Genomic DNA, 15,007 nt, shown 5'->3' on the forward strand with positions numbered 1-15,007 from the left:
GATCTCGTGGATCCGCCAGGGTTGGGCGGTGTGCGCGGTGTCTGGGAGCCTCATGATCGTCCTCCCTCAATCCATCCATACAGTGCTGTACTGTACGGATGGAAGGTAGACTCCCTGTGACGGCGGGGGCAAGGCACCGTGCCGCAGGCCACACCGGGAGGAGCGAGGCGATGGCGGCGACGGCGCGCACCCCGCGCGGCACGTGGATCGAGGAGGGGCTTCGGGCCCTGGCCGAAGGCGGCCCGGACGCGGTCCGAGTCGACGTGCTGGCCAAAGCGCTCGGCGTCACGCGGGGCAGCTTCTACTGGCACTTCAAAGACCGGGGCGCGCTGTTGGAGGCGCTGCTGGACACCTGGGAGCGGATGGGCGCCGACGAGGTCATCGCGCGCGTGGAGGCCGAGGGCGCGGACGCCAGGGACAAAGTGCGGCTACTGGCCGCCCGCGTCCCCGCGACCGCCCTGATGCCCGTCGACCTCGCGGTCCGCGCCTGGGCCCGCCGCGACCCCGCAGTCGCCGAGCGCCTGCGCCGGGTGGACAACCGGCGCATGGCCTACCTGCGCGCGCTGTTCAGCGCCTTCTGCCCCGACCCCGACGACGTCGAGGCCCGCAGCATGCTCGCCTTCTCACTGGCCATCGCCAACCAGTCTCTCGCCGCCGACCACGGCGAGCGCAGCCGCGCGGACGTGCTCGACCTGGCCACCCAGCGCCTGCTGACCTGACACCCACAGACGACGAAGCCGTGCCAGGCCAGGCCCCCGACCCCCGAGCGCGTGAGGACGACCGTCGGTAGCGCGAACGCACGGTCATCGGCATGTGCGGGTGTCCGGCTGGTGGTTTGTTAGGTGGCGGAGGCCATGTAGGCGGCGAGGATGTAGTTGGGGTGTCGGTCGAGGTTCTTGCGGGCGCGGTCGTAGCGCATGGTGGTGCGTGGGTCGGCGTGGCGGGCGGCGATCTGCACGTCGCGCAGGTCGACGCCGGCGTCGAGCATGGTGGTGACGTAGGTGTGCCGCAGCAGGTGCGGATGCACCTGGGGCAGGCGCACCACCGCCGTCTCGGCCAGGGCGTGTAGGCGCAGGGTGGCGCAGTGCCGGTCCATTCGCCGGCCGCGGCGGTTGAGCAGCACCGGGCCCGCTGGTCGGTCGTCGATGGCGTGGTCGACGGCGCGTCCCACCGCGGGTGGCAGTGGCACGAGGGTTTCCTTGCCGCCCTTGCCATGCACGAGTAGGACGCGGTGTCCGTGTTGTTCGCCGAGGTCGTGCACGTCGGTTCGGCTGGCTTCGCAGATGCGTAGCCCGAGGAGGCCGAGCATGGCCACCAGGGCGAAGTCGAACCGGTTGTCCGACAGTCGGGCTGCGGCCAGCAGCGCTTCGAACTGTAGGTGCGAGAGGCCCAGTACCGGTGACTCGTTCGGCACGCGGGGACGGCGGACGTACTCGGCTGGTGAGTGGGCCAGCACGGTGTCGATCACGCAGGTGCGGTAGAAGCCGGTCACCACGGCCATCCGCCGTGACACGGTCGCGGGCTTGAATCGACGTATTTCCTGCATCCAGCGCACGTACAGCTCGACCTGTGCCCGGCCGAGCGTCATCGGCGCCAGGTCGCGCTCGGCGCACCAGGCGAAGAACAGCCGCAGATCGGACTCGTAGTGCGTCCGCGAGGGGTGCCGGTATAGCGGCCGAGGTAGGCAGATGCCGCCAACCGCACAACAACATCATCAGATCCAGTCAGGTCCATGACCAACAGCGTGATTCGGAACGTCACCACCAGACACCGCCACATTCGCTGATGACAGGACGTCGGGCGTTCGTAGCGCAGAAAGCCTTGGCCGCTCGACTGAGGTGAGACCACCGGGCTTCCTCCATCCGCCGCACGTACAGCTCGATCCGCGCCCACCCTGGCGCCAGGCGAAGAAGATCTGCAGGTCCGCCTCCGAAGGTGTCCGCGCGACTCTGGTGTAGCGATCGAGGTAAGCCGCGCCACCAGTCGTAACACCGTGTCGTGGTTCTGGCGGTGTCGCGGGGAGGGGCAGTGGCCGGGACTTGCGTGTCATTTGACACAGAATGCGGCTCCGTTGATCGGTAGAACTGCGTCTCACTGCCCACCCTGTGAGGCGAGCGGTCGCCGAGGGTGAGCGGAAGGGATCAGTCGCTGGCGAGGAGTTGGGATGCAGGGGCCGTCATCGCGCGATGTGCGCGTGCAGATCGGTGGGAACGTCCATGGCTCGGTGGTGGCCGGCGATGGCAATGTTGCCTACTTGAACAGTTCGACGCCTGGTCCGGCGGCCGGGTCCGAACCGGATCGGCGTGCTGACCTGCTGGCGGTGCACCGGGTTGTGGTGACCATGGACGTGCAGAGGTCGAGCTCGCGCAACAATGAGGGACAACGGCGTATGCGCCGAGCGTTAGATGAGTGCGTGCAGGCGGGGGCTGTGGCGCTGGATGTCCCACAGGATGTCTTCGAGGCGTTCGACCGCGGTGACGGTCTCGTGGTGGTGATGCCGGAGAAGGTCACGTTGGTTGATGTGCTCGACACCTTCGTCGAGGCGGTCGCCAAGGCGTTGCGGGAGTACAACGTGGCGGCCAGTGATGCCTACCGGATCGACCTGCGGGCTGCTGTGCACGTCGGCTACGTAGACCGGGTGGGCAGTAAGTGGTCCGGGACCCCGTTGGTGCACGTGGCGCGTTTGGTGGACGCGCCTGAGGTGAAGGACATCCTCAGCGAGGCCGGCGATGCTTGCCTGGCGCTGGTCGTGTCGTATGCGGTGAAGCAGGTGGTGGCCGACGGCTACTGCCGGGTTGGTGTCTCCGGGTACCGGCGCGTGGAGGTGGTCGTCAAGGAGACGTCGTGCGATGGCTGGTTGCGGTTGTTGTGATCAGGCCCCTCGTTTCGGGGTTCTCACGTGGCGCGCAGGGAGTGGTCGTGAGCTGGGAGTATGACGACCTCGAACGTCCGGACGAAGACGGTCAAGGGGGACACGGTGGCGTCACCTACAACGTCGAGGTCGGCGGGGCGACCGACGGGCCGGTAGTGGCGGGGAGCCACAACATCGTCGTCGATGCGCGACATGGATCATCGGTCACGGTGGGAAGGGTGGAGCTAGAGCGGCGCTACTGGTTGGGCCCCGTCGAACCGGAGCCACACGCACAGGTGGGCGAGTTGTCGGTGAGCCAACTGCTGGCGGCCCGTAATGGCGTGGTCGAGTTCACGAGGCGCGGTGCGGAACTGGACGAATTGCGGCGATGGTGCGAGATGTCGACCGTCAACTGCGCGGCATTGCTTGTGTACGGCCCAGGCGGGCAGGGCAAGACGCGCCTGGCAACTCAGTTCGCGGTGGAAGCCAGGCGGACGGGCTGGTACGTGGTGGCTGCCCGACACGTCGGCGACAGCACCCGCGCTCGTGGCTACCGGTCCGGTGGCGGTGCGGGTGGCAGCGAGGTTCATGCTTCGACCGGGGCCGCTGGTCTGCTGGTGTTGGTCGACTACGCGGAGCGGTGGCCGATAGAGGATCTGCTCAGCATGGCCGACGATTTCGTGATGACGGGCGACATGCCGGTACGGCTGTTGCTGATGGCTCGGTCGACTGGCTGGTGGACAAGTGTGCGGCACGAGTTCACCGAGCGCCGGTTTCGGGCGGCGCAACTGCGTTTGGGGCCGCTCGCCGCCAAGGTCATCGACCGCAACAGCCTGTTCGACGAGGCCCGCGACCGGTTCGCTGCCGTGCTCGGGGTGTTCGACGTCCACCGGATCCCGCATCCGGTCAACCTGGCTGAGGATGCGTTTGGCCTGGTGCTTGCAGTGCATATGGCCGCGCTGGCCGCTGTCGACGCGCACGCTAGGGGCCAGCAGGCCCCAACTGATCCTGTTGCTTTGTCGGCCTACCTGTTGGACCGTGAGTTCGCCTACTGGCAACGGTTGTGCTCGGCCGGGCGCGTCCGCATCAGGCCAAGCACGATGGCCCGCACTGTGTTCACCGCGACTCTGACCCGGCCGCTGCCTTACCGGCACGCGGTCAGTGTGTTGGAGGGACTCGGTGTGCCTTCGGCGAGCGAGCCCGCAGACATCGTGCTTGCTGACCACGGCTGCTGCTATCCGCCTGCCGATCCGGACACCCTGCTCGAACCGCTGTACCCGGATCGGTTGGCCGAGGATTTCCTCGCGCTGATGCTTCCAGGCCATGATGTCGCGGGATATCAGCCGGATGCGTGGACGAGCGCGGTGCCAACGCATTTGCTGGGAGGTGCCACGGGCGACCCCGCGGCACCTCCCAGCCCCGGTGTGATCCGCGCGGCGCTCACCATGCTTGTGGAAGCCGCACGCCGGTGGCCGCATTTGGTACGCCGGCAGTTGGCACCGTTGCTGCGCACGCGTCCGGAGTTGGCTTTGGCCGCAGGCAGTGCCGTGCTCAGTGCACTGGCCGAGCTGTCAGAACTGGACATGGGAGTGCTTGCCGCGATCGAGTCGCAGTTCCCAGTACGCGGGCTGGCGCACCTGGACCCAGGCATCGCCGATATCACCGCGCGGCTGGTCGAGCATCAACTGTCGACCGAGCGGGATCCCGCGGTGCGTGCGACGCGCCTCGCCCACTTGGCTGACCGGCTCGACGCCGCTGGACGACACGACGAGGCGCTGGCAGCGTTCAACGAGGCGGTACGCATCCGCCGCGAACTGGCCGAACTGCTGCCACTTTTCTTCTGCCCGGGTCTGGCCCGTTCCCTGCTTAGTTTGGCCAGTCAGTTGACGCAGCTGGGTAGGCACGAGGGCGCCGTTGCCGCCGTCGAGGAGTCACTGGGCATCTACCAGCTCATGGCCGAGCGAGAACCCGATGCGTACCGCGGCAACGTGGCGGTGGCGCTGGAACGGCGTGGCAACTGCCTGTCCCGATTGGGCCGGCACGCCGAGGCCCTGACCGCAGCCCAGGACGCGGTGCGCATCCGCCGCGAACTTGACGCTGCCGATCCCGCTGCCGAACCGGCTGATCTCGGCCGCGCTCTGGAGAACCTCGCCGTCCAGCTGGCGATGGTGAACCGGTTCGAAGACGCGTCGGCGGCTGGCGAGGAGGCGCTGTCGATCTTCCGCACGCTCGCGGCGACGAATCCGCAGGAATTCCACGCCGAGCTCGCTCTGTCGCTGAACAATCTGAGCGGCAGCTGGTATCGGCTTGGCCGACTCGACCAGGCGCGGGACGCGGCCCAGGAAGCGGTCACGCTCTACCGGGATCTAGTTGCGGCCAACCCGTCCGCGTTCCGGTTCCCCCTCACCAGGGCGCTGCACAACCTCGGCAGCGTGCTGTCCGATCTCGGCGACCGTGCGCAAGGACTAGCGCTCAACGAGGAGGCGGTGTGCATCCGCCGAGAGCTCGCGGCGGCCAACCCGGTGGCCTCTACAGCCGATCTCGCCAGATCCCTGGACGGGCTGGCCGCCGACCTGATCGATCTGGGCCGGCACGACCAAGCGGTGTCGATCGCCACCGAGGCTGTGGACATCCTCCGCCCACTGGCCGAGCAGAATCCCATCGCCCTACGGCGCGATTTCGTCAGGGCGCAAACCCGGCTGTCTCAGGCCCTGGCCGGGTCCGGCCAGGGCGAACCCGCGTTGGCTGCGGCGCGGAGTGCGGCGACCGAGTATCACACGCTGGCCGCGGCCGATCCAACGATGTTCTGGTCCGACCTTGCCGACGCACTCAACAGGCTGGGCAACAGACTGTCCACACTGCACCGATGGACGGACACGTTGCCGTACCGCAAAAAGGCGGTGCGCATCGGCCGCGTGCTAGCCCGCGACGGCACGACCGAATCGCGCGACAGACTCGCCGGACTGCTCAAGAACCTTGCCACCAGCCTGATCACCGTGAAGTACTCAGTCGAGGCGCTGGCCGCTATGCGTGAATCACTTCGGCTCTATCGAGAGCTGGCTGAGGAGAACTCGGGACGGTTCCGTGCTGAACTAGCGTGGGCGCTGAGCAACATTGGCGTCTACCTCCACGGTTTCCAGCGTTGGCAGGAGGCACACGACGCGACAGCCGAAGCCGTCGTGCTCTATCGCGCCCTGGCCGAGACCGACCCAGTCACATACACTCCGCACCTGGCGCGATCGCTGAACAATCTTGGTGTGTGGCTGATCGCGCTGGGACGCCAACACGACGCTCGGACCAGCATGGCCGAAGCCGTGCGTCTGCGCGAGCAGCTCGCCGCACACGACCCCGATGCATTCGACGATCAACTCGCCGAATCTTTGGATCTGCTGAGCTTCGCGCGCAACCACAGATCTTGACCAGCCAGGATCGAATCGTGCAGCGCCTGACGCGCCTCCCTGCCTGAGCCGACATGTCCGCTCATCGGCATGTGCGGACGCCCGAGGCGTTCGAACAGTGTGGGGACGCCAGTGGATCGACTGAATGATCCGCTACCTTGATCGTCGCATTCGGACTGTTCCGGCTGCGGTGAGCGTACCGGCCACTAGTGGAATGACCGGGCCGATCGACACGAGCGTGATCACTCCGGCGATCAGCAAGGTGATCAGGATGACTGCGCGGAGAAATGGCTGCCAGTGCTCATCGCGCAGGATATCCAGCAAGGCGCTGGCAAGCCGTGATCCTGGGTCATCGCTGTGCACGGGTGGCCTCTTCGTGGATGGTTGCCAGGTGTTGGCGCTGGGCGCGTTGGCGGAGGTGGATTGACCAGGAAGTCCATACGAGGACGGGCATGTGCGCGGTGAGGCTGCGCAGGAACCGTCGGCGTTCGCGAGGGTTGGTGATGTCGGCAAGGTAGCCAACGTTCGTGTGCAGCCACAGCTTGGCTTCGTCTGCGGGCAGGAGTTTGCCCAGCTGGCGGAGCACGTCCCGGAGGCGTTGCTCGTCGATATCGCACAGGCCGAAGACCTGCGTGAGCCACCGGGCGAGGAGCACCACGGCGAGTACCATGCCGCCTGCGGTGTACAGCCCGAACAGTGCGATGATTAAGACCGAACCACCGCCGACGACCAGTTCGAGTGCGCTGTCCCATTCGTCGGCGTAACCGAGTAGCCCGCCGAAGACGGCAGCGGCGGCTGCGATCCACATCAGCGCGCGGCGAGGGACGAACAAGCTGATCAACAGTCCGGTCAGCAAGCCTGCCAGCGCTCCGCCGACTGTTCCACCGATCGTGCTCACCGCCAGAACGGCCATGGTTCCGCCGAAGACGCCCCGCCGAGTACACCGGACCCGCAACACGCTCGGCGGAATCCGAAGCAGCAAAGAGGTTTGGTCCTGTTCGCCGGCGTGGCGTTGCGACAGCCACCACACCGTGAGGGATGCGAACGCGCAGCCCGCAGCGATCAGCGCGAGTACCCCAACCGTTCGTGCCTCATGAAAACGCGGAGACGTCACCATCACGATCCCGGCGACCAGGGCAACAACACCGAACGTACCCGCGGCCAGGGGCAGTGCGTCGCGTCTGCTGGTGGCGGTCATGTCAGCTCTCCTCGGCACGTAGGCGCGGAGAGGTATCGAACAGTCGTACCAGGCTGGCCCGCCGTCGGTCGGCGTTGCTGAGAGCGGCTTGTGCTTTGATCACGCCGCTCGGCGTCAACCGGTAGTACCGTCGAGGTGGCCGGCCTTGCTGGGTCGGATCGAGCGACTCCCACCGGTCGGTGACCCAGCCCGCGTCCAGCAACCGCTGGAGTAGTGGATAGACCGTGCCGGGCGGTAAATCGGAGGACTTGATCACATCTAGGCCGTAGATCTCCCCGTCAGGCACGGCGAGCAGGACCTGCAACACCAACAGCGTCTGCACGGTCATCCGAGGCTCGGCCATACTCTGACTCTAGATGAGTCGTACTCGATATAGGTACCTGCCGTTCAGGTGAACCGGTGTGCCCTCGGTCTGGGCGTTGGTGCCCAGGCGGTGGTGGTGTTCTTGTCGAGCAGGCTGGCTCGCGCCGTAGCGGGCAGTTCGGCAGCCAGGGCGGCGCTGTGACCACGACTCAGGTGGACTTGCAGGTGGCCGCGGACGCGGAGCTGTTTCCCGGTGGCGCCAAGCGATTCCTCTCCGCCACCCAGGCCCGCACCTTGATCACCACGATCAAGCCATGCGACATCGTCGACCACGACCCGTCGCCGGCTCGTGGTCGAGCTGATCGGCGAGCTCGACGGTATCGACCAGAAGATCAAGGCCATCGACAAAGACCTCACCGAACTCGTGACCGCCCGCGGCTGCACCCTCCCTGAGCTGCACGGCATCGGCCCGTCGGGTGCGGCTCGGTTGCTCGCCGATGTCGGGGACATCCACCGCTTCGCCAGCCGCGACCGGTTCACCTCCTGCAACGGCACCGCTCCCCTGGATGCGTCCTGCGGCCAGCAGCAGCGCCACCGGCTTTCCCGCGCCGGCAACCGTCGCATCAACCGAACCCTGCACATCATGGCCGTCGTCCAGCTGCGTAACGCCACCCCAGGGCGGGCCTACTTCGACGCGAAGAACGCCGCGGGCAAGACCCCGATGGAAGCCATGCGCGCACTCACACGACGACTATCCAATGCGGTCTACCGCCCAATGCGGTCTACCGCCGGATGTTGCACGACCAGCAGGCCACCGAGGCGGCAGGCCCGGGAGGGCACTCCGGGACGACTCACCAGTCCAGCGTGACCGACCTACCCCCGGACATCGGCGCTTCGGACAAGCCACACCCGGACCCACCACAACCCAGCCTAACCCCCACTTCTCAGCCGCCTCTTGACATAAGGGGGAGCCATGAGCGGATGTTGGGGTACGTCCGCCGCCTTGGTCGGCGGGATGCCTCATCCTGGACAGTGTCTTGTCCCGCTTGAGATGCCGCGATTGAGGCGTGGTGCGGATAGTCTGCTCGGGTGGATCGTCGTGATCGGGCCCGCGGCGCGGTGGTCGGTTCGGCTGTTGGCGATGCGCTCGGCGCTCCGTTCGAGTTCGGGCCCGCCGGAGCGTTCTCGGCGCGGTTCCCCACCTCGGTCGCACCGTCAGGCGAGGTTCAGGAGATGTGCGGGGGCGGCGGCTGGGATCCGGGCGAGGCCACCGACGACACTCAGATGGCCGTGCACATCGCCCACTCCCTGCTTGACCGGGGCGGCCTCGACCTGCCGGACATCTTTGCCCGCTTCCAACGATGGGCCGCCGCCGACCCCAAGGACATCGGACTACAGACCGAGAACGTCCTCACCAACGGTCACCCGTGGGATCGGGCCGCAACCGAGCACGCCCGCATCAACCCGCACGCCGCCGGGAACGGCTCCCTGATGCGGGCCACCCCCGCCGCGGTGTACTTCGCCCACCAGGGCCGATCAGCCACGATGACGGCTGCCCGCCGTATCTCCGCACTCACCCATGGCGATCCCGCCGCCGGCGAGGGCACGGCCATCTTCCACGAGCTGATCCGTGTCGCCCTGCAGGACAGCGACCCGCTGGACGCACTCGCGGACACGCTCACCGCTGTGGATCCGATCCAACGCGAGCGCTACGAGACGGTCCTGGCCGTGGACTGGCATCCCGCCGACGCCACCGAGTTCAACGGCGCGGTCTGGCCCTGCCTGGGGTCGGCGGTCTGGGCGCTACGCACCACACGTGGTTTCGCCGACGCATTACGCGCCGCGATCGACCTTGGCGGGGACACCGACACGGTCGCCGCCGTCACCGGCGGGCTGGCTGGCGTCGTGTACGGGTTCAACGCGATCCCGACCCGGTGGACCGACCGGGTTCACCTGCCACTACCCGGCGACAGCAACCGCACACTGCGCCTCATCGATCTGGTGGATCTCACCGACCGCCTCACCCACTCGGCGAGCACTACCCAACACCCGCAGCGGCACAAGGAACTGGACTGAACGCGCCCTGACCACCTTCTGCTGGCCAAACAACACATCCCCACATCGGCATGTGCGGATGTCGCAACGCGATCAGCGGCATGAGCGGATTTTCATCGTCTGGCGACTTGCTCGTCGTGAGGCTGTCCCGTGTAGTCGCCGTGCCTGGCCTGGTCGCGCATCCCGGTCCATACAGCACATCGAAGACCTGAGTGATTCCAGGCGCCCGCCTCTTGGGCACCACGCAGCCAGATCTCCTTCCGTAAATCCTACGCCGCGAGAATCGCACGGTTGAGCGGTACGCGATCGAGAAAGGTGGCGCGACGATCTTTACTGGTGATTGTGGCGGCTTTGTGGTCGACTTCTCGACGGGCCAGCCCGAGCCAGTGCCGCGCCTCGTCGGATCGCCGGGCGGCCATCAAGACCTCGTAACGGGAGAAGTACACCTCTTCCGTCCGTAGCGCTGGCATGGTCCCGGTCTCGGCCAGTCGCCGTACGGCTGCCTCACTCGACGTGAGAGCCGTGTTCACGTCGTCACGTGCCAAGGCGACCCTCGCGCCCAGCGCCAAGCCTGCGATCTCGCTACGCTGGAAGCCGGTGCGTATACACTCCGCGACTGTCTCGTCGAACAGTGCTGCCGCGCGCGGGAGGTCCCGACCAGCGTAGGACTGGTGCATCAGCAGTTCGGCCAGGAAGTTCCGGGCCAGTGGCAACACGGACAGGTTGCCAGCCTCGCTCACCTGCCGGAAACCGTCCAGCATCGGCTTGGCCGCTGCGTCTGGCCGGCCCCATTCCAGGTACAGCTTGCCGAGCTGCACGAGGTTGTATCCCTGGTGCGAGCTCGCCCGCGGGTCATCGGCGAGTGGCATGAGGATGGCACGGAGCACCTGCTCAGCCTCCTCGAATCGGCCTGTGGCAGTGAGTAGCTGACCGAGGTAGTTCGACGTCATCGCTCCTGAAGCAGGTGTTGTCGAGCATTCCAGCGACTCGCGGAGGTACGCCTCCGACACGGTGAACTCGCCCAGGTCGAACTTCGCGACTCCGATGTACCCGCGGAGCTGGGTGCGGATCATTCCGAGCAGGTGTTTCTCCTCAGGGTGGCGAAGCCGGTCGATTGGTTGTTCCATCAGGGTTTCCGCATGCTGGAGTACAGTCAGTCCTCGCGTCAGGTTGCGGCCGACCGAGATGTGGCCGAGCTTGGTCAACGCCGCCAGTTCGGTGAACCGGTCGCCGGCGTGCCTGGCGTGACCGACGGCCTCGGTCAGCATCTCGATGGCGTGGTCCAGACCGTCCACAGTGAGCACGGCCAGCCCGCGCAGGTAGCAGGTTGTCGCGCGGTCGGCGAGGTCCCCGGAGTGCTGGGCGACCTGCTCGGCCCGGCTGACCACCTGCCGGACCGGGACGAAGTTCTCGGTGTCGGCGTCACGCCACCACAGCTCTGACGCGATCAGCAGCAGGCGGATCAGGCGCAGCTCCAACGCTGGATCGCTGCACGACTCGATGATGTCGAGTTGGCGGGTGCACAATCTGGTGGTGCGGACGTAGTCGCCGCGTTGGAAGCTGGACAGCACTGTCTGTAAGTCGTCACTCACGTGAGTTCTCCTCAGCAGCGAGCCGCACGGCTTCCAGCTCCAGCCACTCGGCCGGCACCAGGTCGGCGTTGCCACGCGAGCTCTCGGCCGCGCTCCACAGCTGTCGCGCCGCCTCGGGAAGGTCTCCGGCCGACATTGCCGTGGCGGCTGTGGCGAGCGCTTGGGCAGCGATCAGGTCGTTGCCACCGGACATGCCGAACGCCGCCAGGGCGGCCTGTGCAGTTTCGGCGGCTTTCCTGTGGTCGCCCCGGATCCAGTGCAGCCAGGCGAGGTTGTGCAAGCACAGCCCGACAGTGCGTGGCGAGTTCAGGTCGTTGCCGTAGTCGCGACCGCGCAGCAACGCCGCCTCAGACGCGTCATACTCGCCGAGTGCGGCGAAGGCGAGACCCTGTACGTTGCTGACGTAACCAAGCGCTTCGGTCACCCCGGCCCGACGGTAGGCGGCTGACGCCCGCTCTGTCGCGGGGATGACCTCACTCCAATGGCCGCGGGCGAGTGCCACCAGAGCTGTGGCGTCATACGCCTGTGCTCGCCCGCATTCGTAGTCGGCGGTCTCGGCATGCTCGTGCATGCGCTCCGCGACCTGTTGCGCGAGATCGAGTTCCCGGCGATAGCTGTGCGCGAGGCTCAGACTCATCAGTGCGCGGCTTAGCCACTCCGGGCTCCTGAGCTGTGCGGCGAGTTCGACCGAGCGGTTCAGCGGCTCGATCGCCAGATCGAGTCTGCCCAGTAATCGGTACGCGTCACCAAGCGCGAAGGTGGCTCGTTGGGTGAGATGGAGATCGCCCACCTCATCAACCAGCTCTACGGCCTCTCTCAACACTTCGGCGGCCTTGTCCAGTGGTCCGATCCCGACAAGGCTCATCCCATGGCCGACCAGGTGGCCGAGCTTGATCTCCGGGTCCCGCAGTTGACCCCGTAGCTGTTCATGCATCACCGCTGTGGCCGCAGCCGAGCCACGCCACATCAGGAACTCGTCGAACTCGTTCAGCAGCTGCGCCGCGACCTCGTGGTCGCCTGCCCGGACTCGGTGTGCGAACTCGTAGCGGTCCGGTAGTACGTCGTCGACCGAATGCCGCCGTGGAGCGGGCAACTTGCTGTTGGCGTACCAGTCGGCGACCCGGCGGTCGAGTGCCCGGCTGCCCAGTGGGCCATCCGGGTCGAGTTCGGAACGGATCAGGTCGCTGTCCATCGGGTGCAGCGCGAAGGTCCGGGTAGTCCGGTCCACCGTCACCATGCGGCCCCGTGCGGCGAGCTTTGCCAGCGTCACGGTCACATCCAGGTCCGGTGCCATCGGTCCGACCACCCAAGCGACCGCTGCCGCGGGCACGGGGCGGCCGAACACGGCGAGCACGTCCAGCACCATTCGCGCCTCATAGTCGAGCCGCCGGAACCGATCCTGCGCGAGGTTGGCCACCATGTCTTCGCGTGCCGGGTAGTCCACGAGCACTTCATCCAGGGTCGGCAGGGTCAGGTAGTCCTCGACCAGTGCCCCGAAGACCAGTTCGATCGCGCGCGGAACACCATGCACCCGGCGGACCGCACGTGCGAGTTCCTCGTCGGGTATCCGGTGCAGGCCGGCTTCGCCGTCCCGGTCCAGTTCGCGCAGCAGCGCCACCCCATCGGTGGACGGCAGCCCGTCATCCAGGTAGAGCCGCGACTCGTAACGACGCATAGCCGGGGCCAGAGCGATCGGCACCTGTGTGGTCACCAGCGCCCGCAACCGATGGTGAACGCGGAACCGAACATCCAGGAAGTCGCGTAGTTCGTCGTCCACAGGTTCCCCGGTATCGGTCAACCTGTCTTCGAGATTGTCCAGCACCAGCAGACACGGGGTTTCGGCGAACACGCTGAGCAACTCCATCAGCTTGTCCACCATGGTCTTCCCGCTGGTCCACACGGACAGCAGTTCCTGTTCGGCTTCCCCGCCGACCGACCGTGCACAGTCCAGATAGATGCGCTCCACAGAGAGGCCGTTGGTCCGGCTGCTGACATTGACGATTCGCCACCGCTGAACGGTCTGTACAGAGTTGGCAACCCGGGCGGCGAGGGCGCTCTTGCCGATCCCCCGGCGGCCGACGATCGTCACGACCCTCGTGTGAGCGTCAGCCAAGTCGCGGAGCACGTCATTCTGCTCCCGGGTCCTGTCCCGGAAAGTCTCAAGACCGTAGGCGACCGGAACGCCCACCACCTGCGCCGGCCCGTGTGCATTGGTGGTCATCCTCTTCCTACTGAAGATCTCACGTAACACCCAACTGTGGTCCTGCTACTAACTGGCATCGAGTCTGCCATCGCAGCGTTGGGACGGCAGCCGCCAACCCGGCATTCACCACCGACAAGGAGATTCATCTTGTCCAGCCGCTTCCTCGCATCCGTTCTCGCGACTGCGTTCGGGTTGGTGATGGTGATCTGGGGTTGGATACTCCAAGGCGCCGAATACCTGCCAAACTTGCTGCTCCAGGTCGGATCGAGCCTGATGCTCGCGGTGCCCCTGCTCGCCCTGGGCCGTACCACGGAGCGCCGGGTTCGACGCACCGAGCAGCATTTGGCCGACGTACGTGACCGGTTGGACAACCTGGACGAGATCACCAGCGAACGTTTGGTCGACCGGCACCGGCAACGGGAGCTACTGCTGCGGGCCGCCGAGGCGGAGCCGACTTCGGAACGGCTCCAGGTGCTGCTGCGCGAAGCCTCGTTCATCGGTGCGGTTGACCCGAACGGAGTACGGGTCCGCTTGCCGGAAACTGCTCGGTGGCTCCGCTTCGCCGAGGCCGACCGCCTGGTGCGGATCACCGAAGAGCGACGCGACGGAACACCGGGCGACACGGTGCGCTGGCGCGGGGACGATAGCGTGAAGGCGATCGCGACAGCCCTGAGACTTCGCAGCCGCGAGGTAGAGTCGGCTGCACGTGAACTGGTGCGGACCCTACGTATGGCATTGTCGGCGCGCACAGGGGACAGTGGCCTGCGTCTGGGACCAGTGATCGAGGTGTCCAACAAACAATGGGCGATCTCCACTGACGGCCTGCACTGTGTGCAACGCCTCTGCACATCCAAGCCGACGAACTGGTCGGCTCGCACCAGGACTGGCGCGGGCACATCCTGGCGAAGTCGTGGGTCGACAGAGACATGTTCCTTGAGGCATACCGAACCGCCACGGAACTCTTCTCGACGCGTCAGCGGTGAACCGGCGCCCTCTCATCGCAACGGCCCGATTCCGCCCCAGCTCCCTGTGCTTGTCGGAAACGTGCCATCACCGGACGTAAGATCAGTCTCGCGCCGCCATATGGGTCATCGAACCGGGTACTGAGAGAAAGTGACAGCCATGTTTGGTCCGCCACGGCGTACGCGTTGACGCGCTTGTCGTTGACCCGTCGCGAGGTCACCTCGCCCGCGCCCGCGCTGGTCAGCACCTCCCGCGGGCGTGGTAGCCGTTGCGTACCACCAGCCACCGGCCTTGCTCGTCGCGTTCACCGGCGAACGCCGCGATGGAGGCGTCCACCTCCGCCTGCAGTGCCTCTGCCGGCACTATCACCATCGCCATGATTCCGGCTGCTGCAATCAGGCTGACCAGCACACCACGGCTCTACGACACACGAAAGAATCCCTT

General features: G+C 66.5%; 11 protein-coding genes and 1 pseudogene. 5 read left to right on the plus strand and 7 right to left on the minus strand.

What is annotated here, in order from left to right:
- Positions 1 to 170: 170 nt before the first annotated feature.
- Complete coding sequence (locus EV192_RS21995; RefSeq protein ID WP_132118328.1) at positions 171 to 719, plus strand: TetR/AcrR family transcriptional regulator; 549 nt, start codon at positions 171 to 173, stop codon at positions 717 to 719.
- 119 nt (positions 720 to 838) lie between these two features.
- Here EV192_RS21995 and EV192_RS22000 read toward each other — a convergent pair whose 3' ends face one another.
- On the minus strand, positions 839 to 1,588 hold the full coding sequence (locus tag EV192_RS22000) for a tyrosine-type recombinase/integrase (protein ID WP_207926190.1): 750 nt from the start codon (positions 1,586 to 1,588) through the stop codon (positions 839 to 841).
- Between the two features lie 801 nt (positions 1,589 to 2,389).
- Here EV192_RS22000 and EV192_RS22005 point away from each other — a divergent pair.
- Both EV192_RS22005 and EV192_RS22010 read left to right on the plus strand, forming a co-directional pair.
- Positions 2,390 to 2,872 carry a hypothetical protein gene (locus tag EV192_RS22005; RefSeq protein WP_132118330.1) on the plus strand — a complete coding sequence of 161 codons (483 nt, stop codon included), beginning with the start codon at positions 2,390 to 2,392 and terminating at the stop codon, positions 2,870 to 2,872.
- A 47-nt stretch (positions 2,873 to 2,919) separates the two neighbouring features.
- Entirely contained in the window at positions 2,920 to 6,270 is a 3,351-nt protein-coding gene (locus tag EV192_RS22010; protein WP_132118332.1) for a tetratricopeptide repeat protein, read from the plus strand.
- A gap of 132 nt (positions 6,271 to 6,402) precedes the next feature.
- On the opposite strand, the gene EV192_RS22015 is transcribed toward EV192_RS22010, so the two are convergent.
- The 3 genes from EV192_RS22015 to EV192_RS22025 are packed head-to-tail and all read right to left on the minus strand — an operon-like array spanning position 6,403 to position 7,790.
- Positions 6,403 to 6,612, minus strand: coding sequence for a hypothetical protein (locus tag EV192_RS22015; RefSeq protein WP_132118334.1), 210 nt, complete (start codon positions 6,610 to 6,612; stop codon positions 6,403 to 6,405).
- Positions 6,599 to 7,447 carry a hypothetical protein gene (locus EV192_RS22020; protein WP_132118336.1) on the minus strand — a complete coding sequence of 283 codons (849 nt, stop codon included), beginning with the start codon at positions 7,445 to 7,447 and terminating at the stop codon, positions 6,599 to 6,601. Before EV192_RS22020 ends, EV192_RS22015 begins: the two co-directional genes overlap by 14 nt.
- 1 nt (position 7,448) lies before the next feature.
- Complete coding sequence (locus EV192_RS22025; RefSeq protein ID WP_243726993.1) at positions 7,449 to 7,790, minus strand: PadR family transcriptional regulator; 342 nt, start codon at positions 7,788 to 7,790, stop codon at positions 7,449 to 7,451.
- A gap of 309 nt (positions 7,791 to 8,099) precedes the next feature.
- On the opposite strand from EV192_RS22025, the gene EV192_RS22030 reads away from it, so the two are divergent.
- Together EV192_RS22030 and EV192_RS22035 are read left to right on the plus strand one after the other, a co-directional pair.
- Positions 8,100 to 8,618 (plus strand): transposase, encoded by a 519-nt coding sequence (locus EV192_RS22030; protein WP_207926191.1) that lies wholly within the window; start codon positions 8,100 to 8,102, stop codon positions 8,616 to 8,618.
- A 221-nt stretch (positions 8,619 to 8,839) separates the two neighbouring features.
- On the plus strand, positions 8,840 to 9,826 hold the full coding sequence (locus tag EV192_RS22035) for an ADP-ribosylglycohydrolase family protein (protein WP_132118338.1): 987 nt from the start codon (positions 8,840 to 8,842) through the stop codon (positions 9,824 to 9,826).
- Between the two features lie 248 nt (positions 9,827 to 10,074).
- On the opposite strand, the gene EV192_RS22040 is transcribed toward EV192_RS22035, so the two are convergent.
- From EV192_RS22040 to EV192_RS22050, 3 genes and pseudogenes are all read right to left on the minus strand, one after another.
- Positions 10,075 to 11,397: a tetratricopeptide repeat protein gene (locus tag EV192_RS22040; protein WP_132118340.1), complete on the minus strand. Its 1,323-nt coding sequence runs from the start codon at positions 11,395 to 11,397 to the stop codon at positions 10,075 to 10,077.
- Complete coding sequence (locus EV192_RS22045) at positions 11,390 to 13,618, minus strand: tetratricopeptide repeat protein (protein ID WP_132118342.1); 2,229 nt, start codon at positions 13,616 to 13,618, stop codon at positions 11,390 to 11,392. Before EV192_RS22045 ends, EV192_RS22040 begins: the two co-directional genes overlap by 8 nt.
- Before the next feature lie 1,126 nt (positions 13,619 to 14,744).
- Positions 14,745 to 14,920 (minus strand): annotated as a pseudogene (locus EV192_RS22050) (IS256 family transposase); the annotation flags it as partial.
- Between the last annotated feature and the right edge of the window lie 87 nt (positions 14,921 to 15,007).

The organism is Actinocrispum wychmicini (assembly GCF_004345645.1).
GTDB lineage: Bacteria > Actinomycetota > Actinomycetes > Mycobacteriales > Pseudonocardiaceae > Kibdelosporangium > Kibdelosporangium wychmicini.